Source organism: Mesorhizobium sp. WSM4313, from assembly GCF_002294725.1.
GTDB lineage: Bacteria > Pseudomonadota > Alphaproteobacteria > Rhizobiales > Rhizobiaceae > Mesorhizobium.
On the sequence record NZ_NSFT01000003.1, the window covers coordinates 564,768 to 583,828 of the forward strand.

The 19,061-nt window shown below is 57.6% G+C and carries 18 protein-coding genes and 3 pseudogenes; 8 read left to right on the top strand and 13 right to left on the bottom strand.

The features are described 5' to 3' along the window. Positions 1-32: 32 nt before the first annotated feature. A pseudogene (locus CK219_RS10520) lies at positions 33-267 on the bottom strand (MucR family transcriptional regulator); the annotation flags it as partial. Positions 268-816: 549 nt separating this feature from the next. On the opposite strand from CK219_RS10520, the gene CK219_RS10525 reads away from it, so the two are divergent. The 4 genes and pseudogenes from CK219_RS10525 (at position 817) to CK219_RS10540 (ending at position 6,929) form a co-directional block, all read left to right on the top strand. Further along, complete coding sequence (locus CK219_RS10525; RefSeq protein ID WP_095766674.1) at positions 817-2,625, top strand: caspase family protein; 1,809 nt, start codon at positions 817-819, stop codon at positions 2,623-2,625. Between the two features lie 11 nt (positions 2,626-2,636). After that, the gene (locus CK219_RS10530; RefSeq protein ID WP_095766675.1) at positions 2,637-3,584 is read left to right on the top strand and encodes an alpha/beta hydrolase; all 948 of its coding nucleotides are present in this window, start codon (positions 2,637-2,639) and stop codon (positions 3,582-3,584) included. A gap of 394 nt (positions 3,585-3,978) precedes the next feature. Next, the gene (locus CK219_RS10535) at positions 3,979-5,712 is read left to right on the top strand and encodes a hypothetical protein (RefSeq protein ID WP_141245321.1); all 1,734 of its coding nucleotides are present in this window, start codon (positions 3,979-3,981) and stop codon (positions 5,710-5,712) included. Positions 5,713-5,906: 194 nt separating this feature from the next. Then, positions 5,907-6,929, top strand: a pseudogene (locus CK219_RS10540) (IS110 family transposase). 301 nt (positions 6,930-7,230) lie between these two features. Here CK219_RS10540 and terL read toward each other — a convergent pair. From terL to CK219_RS10560, 4 genes are all read right to left on the bottom strand, one after another. After that, positions 7,231-8,685 carry a phage terminase large subunit gene (terL, locus tag CK219_RS10545; RefSeq protein WP_095766677.1) on the bottom strand — a complete coding sequence of 485 codons (1,455 nt, stop codon included), beginning with the start codon at positions 8,683-8,685 and terminating at the stop codon, positions 7,231-7,233. Between the two features lie 2 nt (positions 8,686-8,687). Continuing rightward, positions 8,688-9,128 (bottom strand): DUF5681 domain-containing protein, encoded by a 441-nt coding sequence (locus tag CK219_RS10550; protein ID WP_095766678.1) that lies wholly within the window; start codon positions 9,126-9,128, stop codon positions 8,688-8,690. Further along, positions 9,125-10,501, bottom strand: a complete 1,377-nt coding sequence (locus CK219_RS10555; protein WP_095766738.1) for a DNA methyltransferase — start codon at positions 10,499-10,501, stop codon at positions 9,125-9,127. The genes CK219_RS10550 and CK219_RS10555 overlap by 4 nt, the downstream gene beginning before the upstream one ends. Positions 10,502-11,042: 541 nt before the next feature. Then, complete coding sequence (locus CK219_RS10560; protein ID WP_095766679.1) at positions 11,043-11,483, bottom strand: hypothetical protein; 441 nt, start codon at positions 11,481-11,483, stop codon at positions 11,043-11,045. A gap of 300 nt (positions 11,484-11,783) precedes the next feature. Between CK219_RS10560 and CK219_RS10565 the strand changes: the two genes are divergently transcribed. The 3 genes from CK219_RS10565 to CK219_RS31120 all read left to right on the top strand — a co-directional run bounded on the left by CK219_RS10565 (position 11,784) and on the right by CK219_RS31120 (position 13,827). Further along, positions 11,784-12,098 carry a GNAT family N-acetyltransferase gene (locus CK219_RS10565; RefSeq protein WP_245340446.1) on the top strand — a complete coding sequence of 105 codons (315 nt, stop codon included), beginning with the start codon at positions 11,784-11,786 and terminating at the stop codon, positions 12,096-12,098. A 76-nt stretch (positions 12,099-12,174) separates the two neighbouring features. Continuing rightward, positions 12,175-12,690 (top strand): lysozyme inhibitor LprI family protein, encoded by a 516-nt coding sequence (locus CK219_RS10570; protein ID WP_095766680.1) that lies wholly within the window; start codon positions 12,175-12,177, stop codon positions 12,688-12,690. A 123-nt stretch (positions 12,691-12,813) separates the two neighbouring features. Next, positions 12,814-13,827, top strand: a complete 1,014-nt coding sequence (locus CK219_RS31120; RefSeq protein WP_141245322.1) for a hypothetical protein — start codon at positions 12,814-12,816, stop codon at positions 13,825-13,827. A 160-nt stretch (positions 13,828-13,987) separates the two neighbouring features. On the opposite strand, the gene CK219_RS10585 is transcribed toward CK219_RS31120, so the two are convergent. The 8 genes and pseudogenes from CK219_RS10585 to CK219_RS10610 form a co-directional block, all read right to left on the bottom strand. Beyond that, positions 13,988-15,274: a tyrosine-type recombinase/integrase gene (locus tag CK219_RS10585; RefSeq protein ID WP_245340441.1), complete on the bottom strand. Its 1,287-nt coding sequence runs from the start codon at positions 15,272-15,274 to the stop codon at positions 13,988-13,990. Between the two features lie 12 nt (positions 15,275-15,286). Further along, entirely contained in the window at positions 15,287-15,535 is a 249-nt protein-coding gene (locus CK219_RS10590) for a hypothetical protein (RefSeq protein ID WP_095766739.1), read from the bottom strand. Between the two features lie 612 nt (positions 15,536-16,147). Then, positions 16,148-16,258, bottom strand: a pseudogene (locus CK219_RS32110) (transposase); the annotation flags it as partial. Positions 16,259-16,410: 152 nt separating this feature from the next. After that, positions 16,411-16,638: an IS66 family insertion sequence element accessory protein TnpB gene (gene tnpB / locus CK219_RS32115; RefSeq protein WP_245340447.1), complete on the bottom strand. Its 228-nt coding sequence runs from the start codon at positions 16,636-16,638 to the stop codon at positions 16,411-16,413. After that, positions 16,602-16,763 (bottom strand): transposase, encoded by a 162-nt coding sequence (locus tag CK219_RS32120; protein WP_245340448.1) that lies wholly within the window; start codon positions 16,761-16,763, stop codon positions 16,602-16,604. The genes tnpB and CK219_RS32120 overlap by 37 nt, the downstream gene beginning before the upstream one ends. Continuing rightward, positions 16,760-17,074 carry a hypothetical protein gene (locus CK219_RS10605; protein ID WP_176476976.1) on the bottom strand — a complete coding sequence of 105 codons (315 nt, stop codon included), beginning with the start codon at positions 17,072-17,074 and terminating at the stop codon, positions 16,760-16,762. The genes CK219_RS32120 and CK219_RS10605 overlap by 4 nt, the downstream gene beginning before the upstream one ends. Positions 17,075-17,176: 102 nt before the next feature. Next, a complete protein-coding gene (locus tag CK219_RS32565; protein WP_280950882.1) occupies positions 17,177-17,305 on the bottom strand; it encodes a hypothetical protein in 129 nt (42 codons plus the stop codon). A gap of 572 nt (positions 17,306-17,877) precedes the next feature. After that, complete coding sequence (locus tag CK219_RS10610; RefSeq protein WP_245340442.1) at positions 17,878-18,414, bottom strand: hypothetical protein; 537 nt, start codon at positions 18,412-18,414, stop codon at positions 17,878-17,880. A gap of 268 nt (positions 18,415-18,682) precedes the next feature. Here CK219_RS10610 and CK219_RS10615 point away from each other — a divergent pair. Next, on the top strand, positions 18,683-19,061 hold a 379-nt coding region (locus CK219_RS10615), incomplete at its 3' end, for a DUF1003 domain-containing protein (RefSeq protein ID WP_095766685.1).

Genomic DNA, 19,061 nt, shown 5'->3' on the forward strand with positions numbered 1-19,061 from the left:
TCGGGCGCTCCTGGAACTGGCTGCACTAAGCCTTAGGTTACCTTAGGTTTGCGCTTGGCAGAAGCTTTTTTGGCTGGGGTCGGCTGCGGTTTGCGTCCGAGCCCCGCCGCCTTAGCGAGCGTTGATCTTTGAGCCGCGTAATTTGGCGCAACCATCGGGTGATCCGCCTTCAATCCCCATTCTCGCGGTATTCCTCCGGAGAAAGTCCGTAGTGTACCGACAGATGCCGCTTTAGCGATTTGAACCTTTTCCGTCCTCAAGGCAAATGCCCGCTATGGCCCCGCCTGCCGTCGGGGAAGAGTATGGCTACTCACGAGCACCACGCCGTCGAAATCCAGAGAGGCCAAGTGGTCGGTGCGAGTGACCACGTATGGCAAGACCCTGATTTTCGAAGCCGAGGACTACGCGCGTTCGTACGCTGACGGCCAGGCGTTCAGGCTTGGCGTGCAGGTGACGGAGCTGACACGGTCGGCTTGACAGCCCTCAAGCCAGCCGAAGCCAATCGCGGCAAACAAGTCCAACTGGCGGCGAGACTGTAGAACATCCCTTCGTAAGTGCGTTGGTGTAAAGTTGCCTGGCGTAGTTGTTGTTCGTCAACGGATCACGACGAAATCCGACGAAGTGATTCAAGGCCGTCAGTGGCATTTCCCCCCTAAAACCTCATTCGAGAACCGCAGCTTCGCGCCCCGGTGTGCACGTAGGCATCACCTTTGCTGCGGCAGAACAAGCGCACGTTATTGGCAAAATAAGGGTAACGTGCTGTATTCAACATTGTAGGAGTGTTTTTGGGTCCATCGCCGTCGGGGGGGGCATTCGATGAAACGCCGCCAGTTTATCTCGATGTCGGCAGTATTGTCGGCTACCTTGCTGACAAGAGCAAAAATTGCGAGAAGCCAGCCGCTCACCAGGGGGGCGGTCGTTATCGGGGTCGACTCGATCAGCGGTCTCCAGAAATTGTCAGCAACCGACGGCGCCAAATCAATCGCCGACTGGCTCACGTCCGAAGCGTTCGAAGTCAAACTGCTCGTAGACACCAACAACGGGAAGGTGTCGCTAAATTCGGTTTTCAACGCGGTCGCCGAATTCGTGAATCGCGGCACGATGGAGATGCTCGTGGTCTACTTCGCCGGGCATGGTTACATGTCCGGCTGCACCGAGTGGTGGATGCTCTCGGATGCTCCGGCTAACCCGAACGAGGCAATCAGCCTCCTTGAAAGTTCTGTTCTGGCGAAGGAATGCGGTATTCCAAACGTGGTATTTATCTCCGACGCATGCAGGTCGACGCCAGATAGTTTGAATGCCAGCTTTGTGAAAGGTGGCTACATATTTCCAAACAACACCGGTTCGGCAAATGTTGCCGACGTGGACAAGTTTATGGCAACTCGCGCGGGCAGTGCGGCGCTGGAACTACCGGTTTCAACAAGCATCGCGCAAGGGTACCAGGGAATCTTCACTGCCTGTTTTCTCGATGCCTTTCAGAAGTCGAGTTCCGACATGGTCCTCACCCTCCGGAACGGCGTTGCCGTGGTGCCCAACCGTCTGCTGAAGAATTACCTCAAAAAGGAGGTTTTGCGTCGCGCGCAGCTGAAATCCATCACACTGCGGCAACAGCCGGACGTGGAGGTCACCTCCAACGACGACGTCTACATGGGAAAGGCCCACGTCGCAGCGCAGCCCCCAGTATCGAATATCAAGATCGTCCCATGGAATTCGATCGTTGATCTCGCATTGAAGGAGGTCGGCGCATCGTTCAGCAACGACGCGCTTGCGACGAATAACGTTTCCTTCAATGTCACGAACACCGACGTCGCGATCTACTCCAGAGCCACAGGCTTTGATGCCACGAAGGAACAAATACTTGCAGCGCCTACTCCGTTGAGTTTCGAAACTCAGACCGGCTTTTCCGTCACCGGAATGCGTGTCATCCAAGCAACTGCCTCTTCTGGCCAAGCCACTGTGACAGACGATGGCAGCAGCGGCCGTTTCGCCTTGGTCAAAATCGAATTGCCGCCTCAGAGCCCCGGGGCGAGCGTGGCTATTCGCTTTGGGGACGGGTCTGGAACCGTGGTTGCAGCAATCGGTGGCTTTATTGGAAACATCGTTGCCTCCGGGGACGGTGTCACCAGCGTAACCTACGTCCCTTCCACCAACAGCGTTAAATGGTCCGAGTATGCCTCCGAAAGCGCTCGCCTTAAGCGATTGCACGCGGTTGTGGCGGCGGCGACGTCGCTTGGGGCGTTTCGGATTGAAGGCAATCGACCCACCCGGGAGCGCAAGGGGCAAGAGATCGGTGATGATATACGTATTCTGAAGTCGCTCGATCCTACTCTCGGTGTTTATGCCGCCTACGCCTATTGGGACGCCGACCTCAGGGACAGCGTGCGCTCGGTATCGGGTTTGATGAGCAATGACCTAGGAATGGGTCTGTTCGACGTCGAGATGCTGGCCCGAAAGAAACCATCTAGCAGCTTGGCCGTAGTTCCATTTTGTCCAATGTTGACGCAGGGCTGGGAGTTTCTGCGCGTACTTGGGTCAGAGACTGACCAGTTAAACCGGTTAAAGCCCTTTCTGAAAGACAGTTTATGGACAACGTTTGATGCTGTGGGAATGGATAAAATTCTATAGGGGACGTAAAAATGCTTGACCGACGCACTTTTCTCTCTTTGGTTACTGCAATTGCATTCCTGAGAGCGACCGCAAGAGGCCATGCTGCTCCGATATCAAAAATCGTTTTCGTTCACGGGAGAAGCCAACAAGGGCTGGATCCCAAGGTGTTGAAGAAGGAGTGGACAGATGAGCTCGTCGCGGCGCTCGCGATCGAAAACCATACTTTGTCGACTGGTCTCGACATTGAGTTCCCATACTACGGCGATGCGCTCGAAGCATTTGTGCAACAATCAACATTGCAAGTGCCGTCGCAGGTGCACTCACGCGGAAGCGGTCAACAAGACGAGTTCATGGCTTTTCAGGCGCAGCTGGCGACTGAGCTGGTTGTCGGCGCCGGGGTGACCGATGCTCAAATCGATGCGGAGTATGGAAGCAACCCCAAGCAGCGCGGTCCCTTAAACTGGGAATGGGTCCATGCGATCCTGAAGGCACTCGACAAGCATGGCGGCGGAATGAGTGCTAGCGCGATAGAGGAATTCACGCGCGACGTTTATTTGTATCTGACGTCGGATGTTGTACGTGAGGAAATCAACAAAATCGTGCTCGCGTCCATGACCAGCGAACCTACGATCGTAGTAGCCCATTCATTGGGATCCGTAGTCGCATACGATGTTCTGAGAAAGGCCGGCTCCTTGAAAGTCCCCACATTGGTGACGATTGGATGTCCTTTGGGTATTCGTGCGATCCGGACTCCCCTAAGTCCGATCGCGTACCCAAACAATGTTTCGGCCTGGTTCAACGCCTATGACACCCGCGATGTAGTTGCCCTCAATCCGCTCGATAGCGCCAATTTTGCGGTCACGCCGCCGATTGAAAACTATTCTGGAGTGAAAAATGGTACATCAAACAGACATGGGATTTCTGGATATCTGGGAGACCCGACGGTAGCGCGCAGGATCTACAATTCCCTCCAGTGATAGTGCGTTTCGGCCGGTCACGTGACACAGGCACGACAGGAAGCGCTTGATCCGAACTATTGCGAAGCGCGCGCCAACCTTGCGCTTGCTTTGCTGTTTGGCTGGGTTGTTTGGTGGCAATCTCAGACTCCCGACCGCGGGAATGCGTTGGCGCACACAATGCAAGGTAAAGACGGGCTTCGACTATGGTTGGCATGTGTTGAATTTTGCCAGGGCTGAACGGCAGCTGTGCGCCCCGAACCGCTCATTGCGCGACAACTGTCGCAACAGCGGAATGTTCGTGCCTCTGTCGGAGTTGTAATACATATTTTTCTGCATCGAGCAGCACACGCGGGTGCGCCTGTGTGCGGCCGAAGCGGGCCCAAGGCTTGGCCCCAAAGGCGGTGAGTAGGGTTTGAGCGATATGAAGTCTTTTCAAGAGTTTGAGCAGCTGCTTGATGACCATTTCGGGCGGCTCGAGAGCCTCAAATACGACGCCAACGCGGCTCTTGCGTTGGTTAGCAACATTCAAGAGCTCGCTGCATCCAGCATAGAAACTTTTGGCCTGGCTGCGTCCCTTGCACACGGTGTAACGATCCTCGCTTCGCATCTCGTAAGTGGCAAGGAAGGACCGCCACCCGACATTGAAACGCTTATGTCGGACCTCTCTTTCTGCGTTAACTACTTCTCGCTGCGCGAACTCTTGTACTATTCGTACAATGTACCAGGCGCCGTTGAGTGGACGTTTGAAGAGGGTAAGGTACAGGTCCGCTATGCTGACTCATCACTGCCACGGCAGTTCTATACGATATGGAATGAACATCTGGAGCTTTCGCGCGAGATGTTCGCTAGTAGCACTTACGTTGAGACTGCCCGCGCGCTGCTTAAGGGGGAAGCCGAGGGCCAGATCTCCCAAAATGTCGAGGCAGCATCGCTGCAAATCGATCAGGAGGTGGATCAAAAGCTGAACGCCTATTTTTCAATACTCGACCCAACGTCGTCAGCGGATCTCGGTGGCTACACCTATGCTGAGTTCGTAACCATCTATCGCTTCATGCTTGGCAATGCGCTCTATCATCGGCGCTTTGGCGAGGCCAATGATCAGGTCGGAGCCATCTTCATTGAGTACGACGAGCTTTTGAACGACTTGGAGGTAGGAACGGGATTGCCGCGTTCCAGAATAGCGAGCGCTCTAGACGACATGGTTTTCGATGTTGCAAAGCATCGTGAGAAGCTTGATGCGTCGTATTTCTCTTTAATGAGAGAGGGAGCGGGGACAAGACGGATCGTACTGAGGCCGGTGGATTTCACCATTCACGAAGGACTGGTCAATGTCTTGAGGGTGGTCGCTATCCGACGCCCACAGCTGTTCCTGCGCAATGTTAGTGGGGAGCTCGGCGTTGGGTTCGTTGCAAGAGTGAAAGCTGCTTTCGAGGCGGCCGGATTTCGATGCCTTACTGAGATTTCCCTGTCCCAGTTCGACCCGCAACTCGCCGACATAGACCTGCTCGTCATTTGCGAGGAACCCACGCTCGGCTACGTCCTTTTTGTCTGCGAACTGAAGGGGCCTATACCGCCTAGGTGGGCGAAGGATCAGCTCAAGGCGCTACGACAAGATGGTGTCTCGAAAGCCTTTCGGCAGTCTGAGGCGATCCAGAAGTTCTTGAGCACGCCTGCCGGAATTGGCGCGATGAAGTCCTGGTTGCCACCAGACAACCCACCCCTGTTTGAATCGTTCGTTCTTGTGGTGGAACCGCTGATCGTGACATCGGATAATGCGGGGATGTTCTTCGGTGACGAAAAGACACCTATTGCGAATTTCAGAACAATTGAGCGCCTTCTGAAAGCATCGGATGGTGACACGGCCTTCATCCAACACGTCATCCACACCTACAACAAGGAGGTGGATAAGATTATCAATCGTGTAGTCGCCAAAACCGAGTTTGCGGGAATTGTCGTGGAGTACGAGGGCGTTGCAGACTCTCCCATTATGCGGTTCCCCCAACAGTCATGGCGAAACTCAGAAGAGCGGCAGGCCATGATCGACGCGTTTCTCGCTGACGGTGCGCACCCATTTGATACGGTAGACTTAGACGCCAAGGAGGTCCCACCAGGGACGATCCTGATCGCCTTCAAGAACGGTTCCTAGGGGGGCACTTCCAGCCGGAGGTCCAGCCCTTGAACAGGTTCCGATTTGGGCGAGTATGAGACCTTTAAGCCGTCTGTTGAGCGTCCGCTAAGCGCTTGTGACGACTATAAGCAGGCGGTCTGCTTGTGATGCTGTGGACGGCTCTCCTCCGCCTCGCGCTACAATCGCGGGATTAGAGCTGGAGGAGCGCTATGATGAGCAACGTTACGACAATCGGTCTGGATATTGCGAAGTCCGTGTTTCAAGTCCACGGCGTGGATGCGGCTGGTGAGGTTGCAGTTCGCAGGAAGTTGACGCGTGGGCGTGTGCTGCCGTTCTTTGAGAGTTTGCAGCGATGCCTTGTCGGGATTGAGGCGTGCAGTTCGTCGCATTATTGGACTCGCGAGCTAATCGCGCGTGGCCACGATGTGCGGCTGCTGCCGGCACAGTACGTGAAGCCGTATCTGAAGCGGCAGAAGAATGATGCTGCAGATGCAGAGGCGATCTGCGAGGCCGTGACACGACCGACGATGCGCTTCGTGCCGGTGAAGTCGCCCGAGCAGCAGAGTGTGATGATGCTGCACCGGGTTCGATTGATGCTCAACCGCCAGCGCACACAGATATCGAACGCGTTGCGGGCGCACCTATCCGAGTTCGGGGTCGTGGCGCCGATCGGGCGGAATGGAATTGAGCAACTTTCTCGTGGTCATCAACGACGAGAACGATGCCAGGATACCTGCCGACGCACGGCTTTGCCTAAGGATGCTTGAAGCACAGCTTCGTGTCGTGAAGGAACAGATCCTCGAAAACGATCGCCGGATCCGGGCGAGTGCGCGAGAGACCGAACTGGGTCGCAGGTTAATGGAGATTCCGGGCGTTGGCCCGCTGCTGGCGAGTGCGTTCGTTGCGACCGTCGCTGATCCGCACGCATTCAAGTCGGGGCGATGCCTCTCGGCTTGGATCGGGCTCGTGCCGAAGCAAAACTCGAGCGGGGGCAAGGAGAAGCTCGGCAGCATCTCCAAGGCAGGTAATCGCTACCTGCGCCAGTTGCTCGTCGTCGGGGCGATGGCAGTCATCCGCTACGCCGAGCGGAACGGGACCAGGCGCCCCTGGCTCGTGCAGTTGATGGCACGACGAACAACCAAGGTCGCGGCGGTTGCGCTGGCTACAAGACAGCCCGCATGGTCTGGGCATTGATGACCGGCGGCAAGCGCTACAGAGAGCCGGTCATCGCATAGAACGAAACAAGGCGCGCGATCGCCGAGGTTGGAAAGGGCGGACAGGAGCTAATGCACAAAGCCGGTTGAAACCGCCGGATCGGGAAAATCCACTGGGGCCGTGCACTTCGAGTGCGAGCTTTCGATCGGGACCTGAACCGCGCGAATGGCATTATGGCCAGCGGCTCATGAAGAGCCGCACCTACAGGTCGGATACATGGCCGCACCAACCAGCAACTGCAGAACGCTCAATTAAACCCTTGCCAACGGAGGGCCGTCCATACACGGCCCCATTGCAGACATGGATCGGTCAACGGACCGGTTAGCACTTCCCGATATAAAACCCGCCTGTCGGCTTATCGTCCTTCATCCAGATCAAAGCCTGGGACATGGAGTCGACCTGGTCGTCGTGCCTGCCATTTGGAAAGGCGAGCACTTCCAACATGAAATCGTCCTTCCAATGCGCGTCTTTCGGCAGATGAACGTTGCCGTTCTCGATCATGGCCGAGACCCGAGACAGCCGGCTCTCCTTGTCGGTCCGAGCTTTCACGGGTCTTGTCGGGATGCCTTGGTATTCCAAGTCGGCGATCAAGCTTGATCCCGACCCGGCGTCTTCGATGAGGACGATGTCCGGCTCGTGCTTTTCGATCGATCCTTTGACTGTGTGGATGAGATCCGGGTACGCCGCCCGGACGCGAACGAGATCGAGCAAGTAGTAGTTGCTGTCGTCTTTTGCCCAAGTCGTACCAACGGAATAGTCTGAACTCGGATCGCCTTTCAGGGCGGTGTCCCAGCTCTGCACGATCGTCATCGAACGCCGCTCGAGCTGAGCGGGGTCGTAGTAACGAAACCAGGCGCGCTTGACGATATTGCCATCCGCCGGGGCTGGAGACTGTTGGTATTGGGCGGAAAAGGTGAGCGACCCGAGATCGCGCTTAAGTCTGTCAAGCTCAGGCATTCCGAGTCGAGCAGAATGGAGCAGGTCACCGATCTTGCGCGCGTGCCAGCGACTTGCGCTCAGTGGAATTCGCGCGTCCTCGTCGGCGATTGCGGAGAGGTTGAGGTGGTCCCAACCGCCCGCCCCCAAAAGGACGCCTGCCAGATCATCGACATGGAGACGCTGCATCACAAGGATCACGGCGCCGGTAGTCGGGTTGTCGAAGCGCGACATCAAAGTCGTTCGGACCCACTCGGCGCATTTGCTACGCGCGGTTTCGGAATGGGCAACCTCCGCCTTTAGGGGGTCGTCGATGATGATGATGTCGCCACCGCGGCCAGTCAGCTGACCGCCGGCGGAGGTGGTCAATCGGCCGCCCCCCAGCGTCGTCTGCAGCTCGTTCTCAGTGTTTTTGCGCGAGCTGATCTTGAAGGTCGGGAACATAGACCGATACCAAGCAGTGTCGAGGACGTTTCGAAAATCGTTCGCATGTTTGACAGCAAGCGGCTGCGAATAGGACACGCAAATCAGTTTCTTGGACGGATCGCGGCCTAGAATCCAAGCCGGGAAGGCGACCGAGGTGGTGACTGATTTCAGCGATCGGGGCGGCATCGTGATGATCAGTCGCTTGCACTGGCCGAGCGCGACCCGTTCGAGTTGGTAGGCGATTGCGCGAATGTGCCAATTGGGCAAATAAGTCGAACGATCGACAGCCGAGAAGGCCAAGCCGACAAAGGTCGCCAGGTCGTTTCGAGCTAGCTCCATCAGCATCTGGAAACCAGTAGGGGCCGCGGGTGACCGGGACCCAATTTTCTGGTGGTCGGGGAAGGGCGCATTCATCGTCACTCTGCCTCATCGGTTTTGGGACCGTCGTCGTTCGCGGCCGAGTCCTGATGCTCGAGGTAGTCGCGCATGAGGTCCATCATCACGTTCTGATCGAGAGGGCTGGCGATGGCACTGGATTCGCTCTCCTCTGGCTGGAGCGCACGTATCGCAAGTTGGATGGCCTGCACTGCCGAGCGGTAGTCGCCGGCGATCGCGTTGTTGCGCAACTTGAGAACGATGGCCTCAAGCGCAGACACGTTTGTGGTCTTGCCATTCATCTGGATCGGGATCGGCGCGAACAACGCCTCTCGAAGCATTGTGTCGATGTTCTTTTTGCCCTTCGGGCGGCCCTTCGGATTGCCCGACTGCCCTTTCGCGAACTGATGCTCCGACGGCGGCTTCCCGTAGCCGACCTCGTAGTTGGTAGGCTTTTTTCTGTTTCCCTTTCGACCGCTCACAGCACACCTTCCACGTTTTCAGATTGCATTGCCGATGCCTTCGCCGTTTCGGGCGCCAGGACAATTTCCCTGGCGCGTCGTTCGCTGAGCTCCTCAAAAGTCTCGCCGGTCGTCGCGAGGGTCACCTGCTTTCCGGTGTGCTTTTCGAAGCGCCGGACGATGAGATCGCAGTAATGAGGATCGATCTCGATGAGCCGGGCTCGGCGCCTGGTCTTCTGCGCTGCAAGCAGCGTGGTTCCCGAGCCTCCAAATGGATCGAGAACCACATCGCCGCGCTTGCTGACGTCGAGCAGCGCATCGGCAACCAGGTTGATCGGCTTAACGGTCGGGTGCGACGCCAAGTCTGCCATCCGGTCGGCGCCAAAACTGTTGATTCCGCGATAGGTCCAGACGTTGGAGCGGTGACGGCCGTGCTTGCCGAGCTCGACGTTGTTGCGATGCGGCTCTCTCCCGTTCTTGAACACCAAGACCAGCTCATGCTGCGAGCGGTAGAGGCTACCCATGCCGGCATTGGTCTTATTCCAGACGCACAGATTGAGCAGGTCGCCGAAAGCTCCTTTGCCCGCAACAACGGTCTCCGCGATGTGACGCCAGTCCATACAGACGAAGGCAATCGCGCCCTGTTTGGAAAAGGCAGCGATCTCAGCGAACGATTGCTCGAGGAAGCGGGCGAACTCGTCGTCCGACATTTCCCCAGAAGCCATCGCGAACTCACGATGCTGTGTCTTGCCGAGACCAGTGACGTGACCACCGATAGGCACGTTGTAGGGCGGGTCAGTAAAACACACTGACGCTTTTTCGCCTTGCATGAGTGCTGCAAAGACCTCGGCCGAAAGAGCGTTGCCGCAGATCAGCCGATGATCGCCTAGCAGGAAGAGATCACCGGATCGAGTGACGGCGGGACCGGCTGCCTTGTCCGGCAAGGCGATCTCATCCTCCTCGTCGGCATCGTCCTGGTTGTCCGGCGAGAACTCGCCGATGATCATGTCGACCTCTGGGATATCGAAGCCGGTGAGGCTCACATCAAAATCCAGATCGACAAGCGCCTGAAGCTCAATGGCCAGGATCTCCTTATCCCAGCCGGCCTTCTCGGCGATGCGGTTGTCGGCGACGATGTAAGCGCGCTTCTGCTTCTCGCTGAGATGCGTGATGGAAAGGGTAGGTACTTCCTTCCACCCGAGATGACGAGCCGCGGCAAGGCGGCCGTGACCGGCGAGCACGTTGTAGCTCTCATCGACCAGGATGGGGTTGGTAAAGCCGAACTCGACGATGCTGTCGGCTATTTGCGCAATCTGCTTCTTGGAGTGGGTGCGGGCATTTCTGGAGTAGGGGACAAGGGCGTCGATCGAAACGGTATAGATGTTGGCGGGCATGAGATCCTCTGGCATTGCGCGCGGGACGGAGAGCGCGATTGCCCAAAAGATCTCAGAGCCGCCGATTCACGCATATAGAAAAAATGCGCCGTTCACCGAAATTCCCCATGGAATTTTGTTTTAAATCAGAAGTTTTTGCTCGCCGGCCTAGAATTAGGCCACCAAAATATTTTTGCACTGCCGACCTGATGCTTTACACCCATGACAAAATATTTTGGCATGCCGCTTGCACGAGGTCGCCTCATGCCAAATTTTTTGGCGACACCGTTCTTAACTACGCGAAGCACGGTTGTAAATCTCGGCAGGCGGGGCGGCGGGGCCAAGCGCGATAGCTGTTATATGGAGCCGATTTTCCCTCTCGCTCCATGAGTTATTCAACTATATAGTGTACTCTGCTATCTTGGATTGAACATGAGGACGGCGAGTTTTGGGGTTTTATCGACCCTCCAAGCCCTTTTGCACCCATTGAGGAGTGGATCGAGTTTCGCTCCAGTATGGAAACGATCGAGCCGCGTACGGCCGACATTCACGACTACATCGATCAGGCGAATGCCGAAATTGAGCGGCTGAAGGGGCCGCCCGACACTGTCCAGAAGGCATGCTGCGCTAAGCGCGAAGTCAGCAATTCGGATTCAACGTAACTCAAGCGGTTGAGCGCCTTCCGCAGGGCGTCGCAAAGATCGTCGAGCCCCGGATCGTTTTCCTCCGATCCCGTATGACGACGTGTGCGATGCTGGAAGAAGAGGCAAAGCCAGAGCTCGAGCGCCGTTCCTCGCCACTGGCTAGTCCGTCGGAACTCGGCTGACATGGCGTTCGATATCTCGGCGAGGCGGTCGATCCCGCCGGCGATCTCATAGCCATTGAGGAAATGGGCGAAGCGGTCTGATTGATTCCAAGTGAAGCGGATCGGGATGGCCGAGAAATCGCCCAACAGGGCGAGCCGTTCCCACTTCAATAGCCGCGTCGTTGAATTGGCCTTCATGCACCGACCAACGCTCGAACCGCGTTGGTAGTCAACTCGAGACGATCCGAAGAAAGCGGTTGGCGGCTCTTACAAGTAGCTTCGGACCCAACTAGCGTTCGACTGAGGCGATGGGCGGCCTGTAGGTGGCGCTCGAACAAAGGTCAGCAAAATGATGACGGTCCGTGAGGACGACCTATCCGACCAGCAATCCCGCGATTTGATTGCCCTGCATTTGGCCGGGATGGCGCGAACGTTCCGCCGGGCGCGCTCTTCCTTGGCCTATCCGATTTGCAGCGGCCCGAAGTGACGGTTTGGAGTGTGTGGGAAGGCTCCAGGATCGCGGGTATCGGGGCGTTGAAGCTCCTTCATGATGGAACCGGTGAGATAAAATCGATGCGAACGCACCCGGACTTTATAGGGCGCGGTGTCGGTGCCCGCATTCTGACAACCATCATCGATGCCGCGAAGGCACGAGGAATACGGCGGTTATCGCTGGAGACCGGCAGTGGGCCTTCCTTCCAAGCCGCATACTCCTTGTATGAAAAGTTCGGCTTCCGCAAAGGCGAAGCCTACGCAGGCTACAAGCAGACCGATTTCAATCACTTCATGCATCTCGATTTGGGTACCGCCTAACGGCAGTGAAGTGGCCTACCTTCGCCAGCGTGGGGACGATTTCCAAACCGGCCCGCTTCTACGACAGGCACGTGCCATGGGCGGACGGAGCCTGGTAGTTGCCAACTCGCCGGGCGCCGACGTCATCGATCGGGCCGTCAGGGAAGCTTTTGACGAAGGTAACCGGATTGCAGGCCAGGACAATTGGATAGACTTGTGGACGCCGATGCTCGATGAGGTGAAATCGGCGATAAAGAGCCGAGGCGCTCTCCTCGTCTGCCTAGAAACAATCTCGTTCATGGCAGATCACCAGCAGCCGACCGGTGTTGGGAGTCCGAGTTTCGACTGCTCGAAAGCAACAACTTTGACCGAAAAGGCGGTGTGCTCGGACGACCATTTGTGGGCGAAGGACCGAGCGATGAACGCCATCTATTTGTACATTCGGGGCTTCGACAACATGAAGGTGCGTAAGGCGTTGCTGGCCAACCAACGCGAATGGCTCCAGCACAGAAATGCATGCGGTGGAGATCGCCCCTGTCTCAATCGGTCCTATGACGATCGTTTTCAGCTAATGAGAGATATTGACGTATCGCGCCCGGGTAATGGAGAGTAGCAGTTCGGTTGTTCATGGAACGAAAGCTAGCAGAGGAAGAACGCCAAAGTCAGTTTTCAACAAGTTTAGACGGCCAGCGGTTATGTCCAACATTCCATTCGACCATCAGATTTGAGCCCATCAATGTTCGGACCACAGCATCTTAAGCACCTCATCAAATTCCTGGACGGCGTCGACCAGGCTCTGTCTCAGCGAATGCTTCGGAAGCATCCTCCGGACGAACCGGCCCTCACTAACGAGCTTTGCGCATTGCTCGACGCCGATACCCAACGAGCCGAGGAGAGGCTTTCCTACACTTTGGATCAGCTTAACATAGATCTCGCCGCGGCAGGCGATGGCCTCGATTTTGAGGTGACGCTGGACACCTATCCACACAACACAGCGATGGAACGCCACGTCTCGCAATCCGATTTCGGACTTGTTCTCAGTTACGACAACAGAATACTACCCAAGGAAAATTGGTCCAAGGCGTATCTGGTCCAAGCAAAGCGACTTTTTAGGAACTCCACCTCGGGCGAATACGACGATCGAGCCATGTTTCGGGCCGTTGATAACGAGCAGCAGATACGCTTACGCCGGCTCGCCACGATTCTTGGCGATGATGCGCTTCGATATGGACTATTCTGTCCGCAAACTCCTGCCTTACCAAACGTCACTCGCACAAAGGTGCGTGCACTTCATACTCGTAGCTTATCTTCCAAAATCTTTGACTACAGCGGTGGACTGGAACTCAGAGATTTCTTGGCGAGAAATGGTGGTATTGACGCGGGCATTTGGCTTCGATCGACTGTAGGAAGACCTACCAGCCTAATGGAATTACACAACGAGGCTTTCAAATCGGCAGTGCCTTTTACCTGGTTCATTATAGAACATTTCACCCTAACCTTTGCGCGCACTACCCTGCGCGAAACGCTCGACAGCATTGTCACTCCAGGCCGTCCGGACAATGATCGCGTCCGGCAGATTGTGACCGGGGATCACCAGGCAATCCGCGAGTTGATCAAGGAACTAGAGCAAGCTGGCGAAGACCGTGACGCACCGGCAACGATCACGGTTCTGCCGCGCCACACCATTTCCGTAAGGGTAACTGTTGGTGGGGCATTGTTGCCTGACGAAGCGCCGGCTCACATCGATTGACTGCGCTGAATTGCTGAGCCCCGGGGGCGGTCGAACCTTCTGGCCTCCTACGGTCGACCCGCAGAGATCAACAATGTAAGTTCCCTGCTAGACCTGCAGACTTTCCCTGTTAGGCCGGCTAGGGAATTCTCTGCCAGGATATTGAAATTGCAGCAGGATTTCAGGCCGAATTTCGCTCGGGGTCCGGAAAAGCGCTGAAAATCCCTGTTTTTTGCCCCCTAACAGGGAAAATCAAACAGAGACCGGTTCGCCACTGACTGCCAGCACCACCATTGTCGTTATTTATCAATGCTTTATAGGGTGGTTCGCCACAGGGTTCGCCAATAGGTTCGCCAAGCATGGGCTTGCGAGTTACGAGACGCACGACTCGATCCATGCCCTGTACTGCCAGCCGAACCTGCGAAGCCTCGCGCGAATAGAGCTCGGCGTGATCGATGTCGTCGTGACCGAGCACATCCATGAGCTGCCTGGTCGAAGCCTCTGCCTCGGCCAGATAGACGCCAAGCGACTTCCTTAGTCCATGTAGGGTCAGCCCCTTCGGCAGGCCGGCAAGCTTGCACCAATGTGCCATCATTCCAGTCAGCGACTTGGCGGAGAACGGCTCTCCATAGCCGTTGACCAACACGGTCTCGCCGCGACTGTCGGCCGCATCCAAAATCTCGGAGAGCATTGGTGTGATAGGCACGAAAAGCCGCTTACCGCCAGTTCGCCCCTTGTTCTTGGCCTGAACGATACCAAACCCGTCGAAGTGACGCTCGATGCCATCGATGAAGACACGACGGGTGACCCAGCGAAGACCGGCGACGTCGCCGCGACGGTTGCCGAGCCAGAGCGCCAAACCATAGCAAGTGCGTGCGGCGGTCCCGAGCTGCCAACGGTTTTCGAATTGCGCCATCGCCTCGCGCGGCCATGCCTTCCAACCGGCATAAGCGGGACGCCATTCGACCGCCGCTGTAGGATCGATTTCGATCCAATCTTGCCGCAGCGCGACATAGACCAGCTTGCGTATGCCCACCAGCAGATGCTTGGCCTTGTGGGGCGTGGCGATGAAGCGGCCAAGAAGCTCTTCAATATGTATACGTCGAAGATTCTTTACCGGTACATCCCGCCAGATGAGCGGGTGATCTGCGACCACCCGGAGTTCTAGGAACTCTTCGATCAGCTGCGTGTTCTTGCGCTTGCTGGCTTCGTCAAGCGCCAGCCACTTGACCGAGATCTTCAACCGCTGAAAGGCCGCTCCAAACGTGCCGGGCAGGGCGGCTCCGGGCATACGGACGACGGGAGCCTTTGGGATTTTCCGGCCCTCGACCGCCGCTTGGTAGGCCTCCTTGAAACCCGCCTGATTGGGGGCTGGCAGACTAACCACACGCTCCTTCGTCCGATAGCGCCACCGCAGTTTTCCATGGCGATCGGTGTAGGAGGAGAGGCCGGGATATTTGTCGGTCATGGCAGAATGAATCTATTCCCTGCGATGATTCCCTTGCAACAGGAAGTCGACGATATTCTCATCATCGTCTCCAGGTAGTTCGGCAAACGCCGCTTCGAGTTTCAAGCGATCCCAAATCACGCGGCCGTCAACCTTCTTCGGCCTCGGCATGCGGTGGTCAGCGACCATTTGATCGAATTTGGTCACGCCCACGCCAACGTACCGGGCGGCTTCTTCACGCGACAGACCCCGAGGAGGATAGGAGAAGGAGTCGCTTTTCATGAGGTCGCCCCCTGGCATCTTCGCGCGACACAAGTACGAACTTCCGTGCAGCAACCAGGATTTAGTTTGTGCGAGCGGCGATCGAAAGATACTTCCTCGACCTCTTCGGCCAACTGCGGTCAAGGAGTGTGAGCGGGATGGTCTGTGGGTCCCTGTGTGACCCACAGAGGTCGATCAAATCTGCTGCCGCCACCGCCGACAGGCGGGGCAACCCCCCCTCAGATGATCACACCGTTATCGTTCCGGCTGTCGGTTGAACTTTCGGGTTGCCCGAACCACGAAGTTCTTAAATTCGCTGCCGTGCGGCCGGTCTAGCGTTGCGGGGTTCCAAGCTAATGCATATGGCTCGGAGAGAGCCATCCAACAATCACACGCCACCGCTAGCCTCCCACTCGCAATTTCACTGGCGACCAGCGAAGCCTGTCCCAAGACGAGACCAGCCCCATCAATCGCTGCGTCGATCGCAGTACTCGAGAGTGAGAATGAAATCCCGCAGGACGGCTCGAGTTGCGTCAAACCAAAGCGGATCGCCCAGGCCGAACTAGACGAGCTTTCCTGCAAGCCCCTCGGTTCGGCACGCGGACCGCTCTCTTCTTCCCGGGCGAGATCGCCGTCGAGGTCCTCCAGTCCGAGCGCAAGTTGATCAGGATCGAGCCGCTCGGAACGGCGGCCGAACTGCGCGCGCTGCAGCTGTTTGATGATGGATTTGAGGCGCTCGATCTCACCGTCGCGACCGCCATGTCGCGCACGAGATGTTGCAGGAGAGCCGGTTCGCGGGGCAGATTGTCGAGGTCGAGCCGCCTGTACAATTCTACTCGAATTGGCGGCTTCGAAGAAGCAACTTCGCTCGATTTGACGCAATTTCGCCGCGCTTTTCAGCCGGCCGGGAGCGGGCGCCAGAAGCGCTCCGGCGTACGCCAGTCGATGCCTTCGATGAGCATCGCCAGCTGCGCCGGCGACAACGTCACCGGGCCGCCAGGCTCAGCTAGGCGCGGCCACATGAGCTGTCCGTGATCCATGCGTTTGGTGAACAGACATTGTCCTGTTCCATCCCAAAAAAGGATCTTCAGGAGCGAGGCATTCTTGCCGCGGAAGACGAACAGATGACCCGAGAACGGATCTTTCTCAGATGCTCCTGGATCAGCGTGGAGAGCCCATCGAGACCTTTGCGCATGTCGGTGTGACCCAACGCCAGTTGCACTTTCACGCCGGCCGGAACGACGATCATGATGCCTTCTCCTTGCCGGCCAAGTGCCGCTTGACCGCGGCCGCAGACGCGCCCGCCGGTGCGAACACGCGTCGCCCATCATCCAGTTCGATCGCAACCATTCCGTCCGGCGGCCGCACGAGATCGCGTAAGGCGGCGAGCGCCGGCGGCTCGCTTTCTGCTCCGTCGGCGATGTCAACCAGAGCCAGTTCAGGCGCCTTGCGGGCGGTCAGACCGAAATCTTCTCGCCAGCGGAAGGCCATGCTCGTGGCAATGCCATGGCGGCGGCAGACCTGCGCATCGGCAACGCCGGGCTTCTGCGTCTCCTGCACGGTCGCCCGCTTCTGTTCGTCGCTGAACCGGCGCCGGCTCAGCGCCGTCCACCGCGTCGGGTGTCAAGCGATTTTGGCGCCGCGTGCAATTAGCAGCGCTGCTTAATTGGGCCCGGGCACTCGGATGAAGAAGCGATCGCCAGTCCATTTCGTCGCCAGATTCTTCCAGGCGATCGCGCCAGATCCGCAGCGCATGTCGCGAAAGTCCGAGCGCGGCGGCGTACTCGCCATGGCATCTCCTCGACATGCATGCTCCAGAACGCCCGGAGCGCAATCGGACCGCTGTCCGTGCGCTTGCCGTAGCGATACCGCGGCCGCCTTTGGGAACACTTCGGCTGCGGCGTCTTGCGCTGCCGTCGGGTCTTCTTCCGACGCAGATTCTGCAGCTTTTCCGCACGTTTGCAGGGGTCTTCGCTGCTCACCAGACGGTGCATCCACAGATCGAATGTTCTGATCGAGATATCACGCTGGCGGCAGAATTCCTGCTACTGAGCCAGCTCGCGACCTGCGACCACCAGTAGGGGCTGTTGGCCTAGGCCCAGGAGCGGCGGGACGCCATCCGAATATCCTCCACAGATCGAAGGAACGCGACATGACGCGAGATTGCACTACTTCAAATATGTGCAGGGACCGGACGGTTGCAACTGACAACGCCGGGCAAATGCTCCGGCGTTTTTTCGTTAAGGCCAAGGTCGAAACGGCAATCGCCGATCGGACTGTGATCGTGGACCTCGCAACCTATACGACTAGCAAAGTTCTCGACGGACGATTACATGCTCGCGGGAGCGCCGCTTCGGCACCCGTCAGCGCAAAAGCCCGTCCAAATCGAAATCTTCCCAGCCTCTGAGGCCCGCCTCGTCATGGGTATGACTTGCGGCTCCGCCGCTCTTTTTCTGCGCGCGCTTCAGAGCCGCTCTTGCGGCGGCGCGCCGGCGGTTCTCAGCGGCGGTAGCCGCGTCTTCCTCGCGCCAGACGGTGACCAGATCGCAATCGAGCACATCCTCGATGTGGCGCGGGTCGAAGACGTGGAAGGTGATCTTTCTGGCGCGGCCGCGAAGCTTGACCGTTCTGGTCCCCGAGCTCTGCAACCGACCATCCTTCAGCCAGCGGTGCCGCTCGCCCGACGAGATCGTCAGGATGTCCTCGACTTCGCGAGGGATGACCGGAAGGTCCTCGATGTCGCGCATGGCTTTGGACACGATAGCCGCTGCCGCTTGCACATCGGCATCGACGCCCTCCGGCAGGCGCAAGGTGAGCACGCGGGATTCGATGTGAAGCAGCTTTCTCAATTGCGCAGGAAGGCGCGCGCGGATCTCGAGGAAAATGCCCCTGGCCCGCATGGACGATCCCAGAGTCGCCGCCGGTGAAAGCGGCCACTCAGCCATTAATTTGGCGGTCGGTTCGGTTTTTCGGCGCCCGGGCATGTCCCATAAATAGGCCGGGCTGGGCCTGGCACAACGCCGGTGCAAGAGGCAACCCGGTGTGACGCGGCGCCACCGATCTTAGACAGAGGATTCTTCCAAATATCCGCCATCCGAGAACCCTCAACGGAGCGAATTGTCGATCGGCGAGTTAGGCTGGCTAGACGGAAGAGACTGGATTGGACGGATGGCAGCATCGAAAAGCAACGGTCAGTTCACGCCAACCAAGCCGGCGCCGGAAGGCCTTGCCCCTGCCCTGGCGCGAAACATTGAGGCGCTGATCGAGAGGCGGAAACGAGAAGCCACGGCCGCATCGCTGGAGGAGCGCGCGGCCGCAGCGATAAGCGGCTTCGCAGGAAGCATGGTCTTCGTCTACTTGCACATTGTCTTCTTCGGGATCTGGATCGCCCTCAATCTCGGCATCCTGAGCTTTGTCAGGCCCTGGGACCCATCACTGGTCATCTTGGCTATGTTCGCCTCGGTCGAGGCCATCTTTCTCTCGACCTTCGTGCTGATCAATCAGAACCGAATGAGTGCGGAGGACAATTCCAGGGCAGACCTCGATC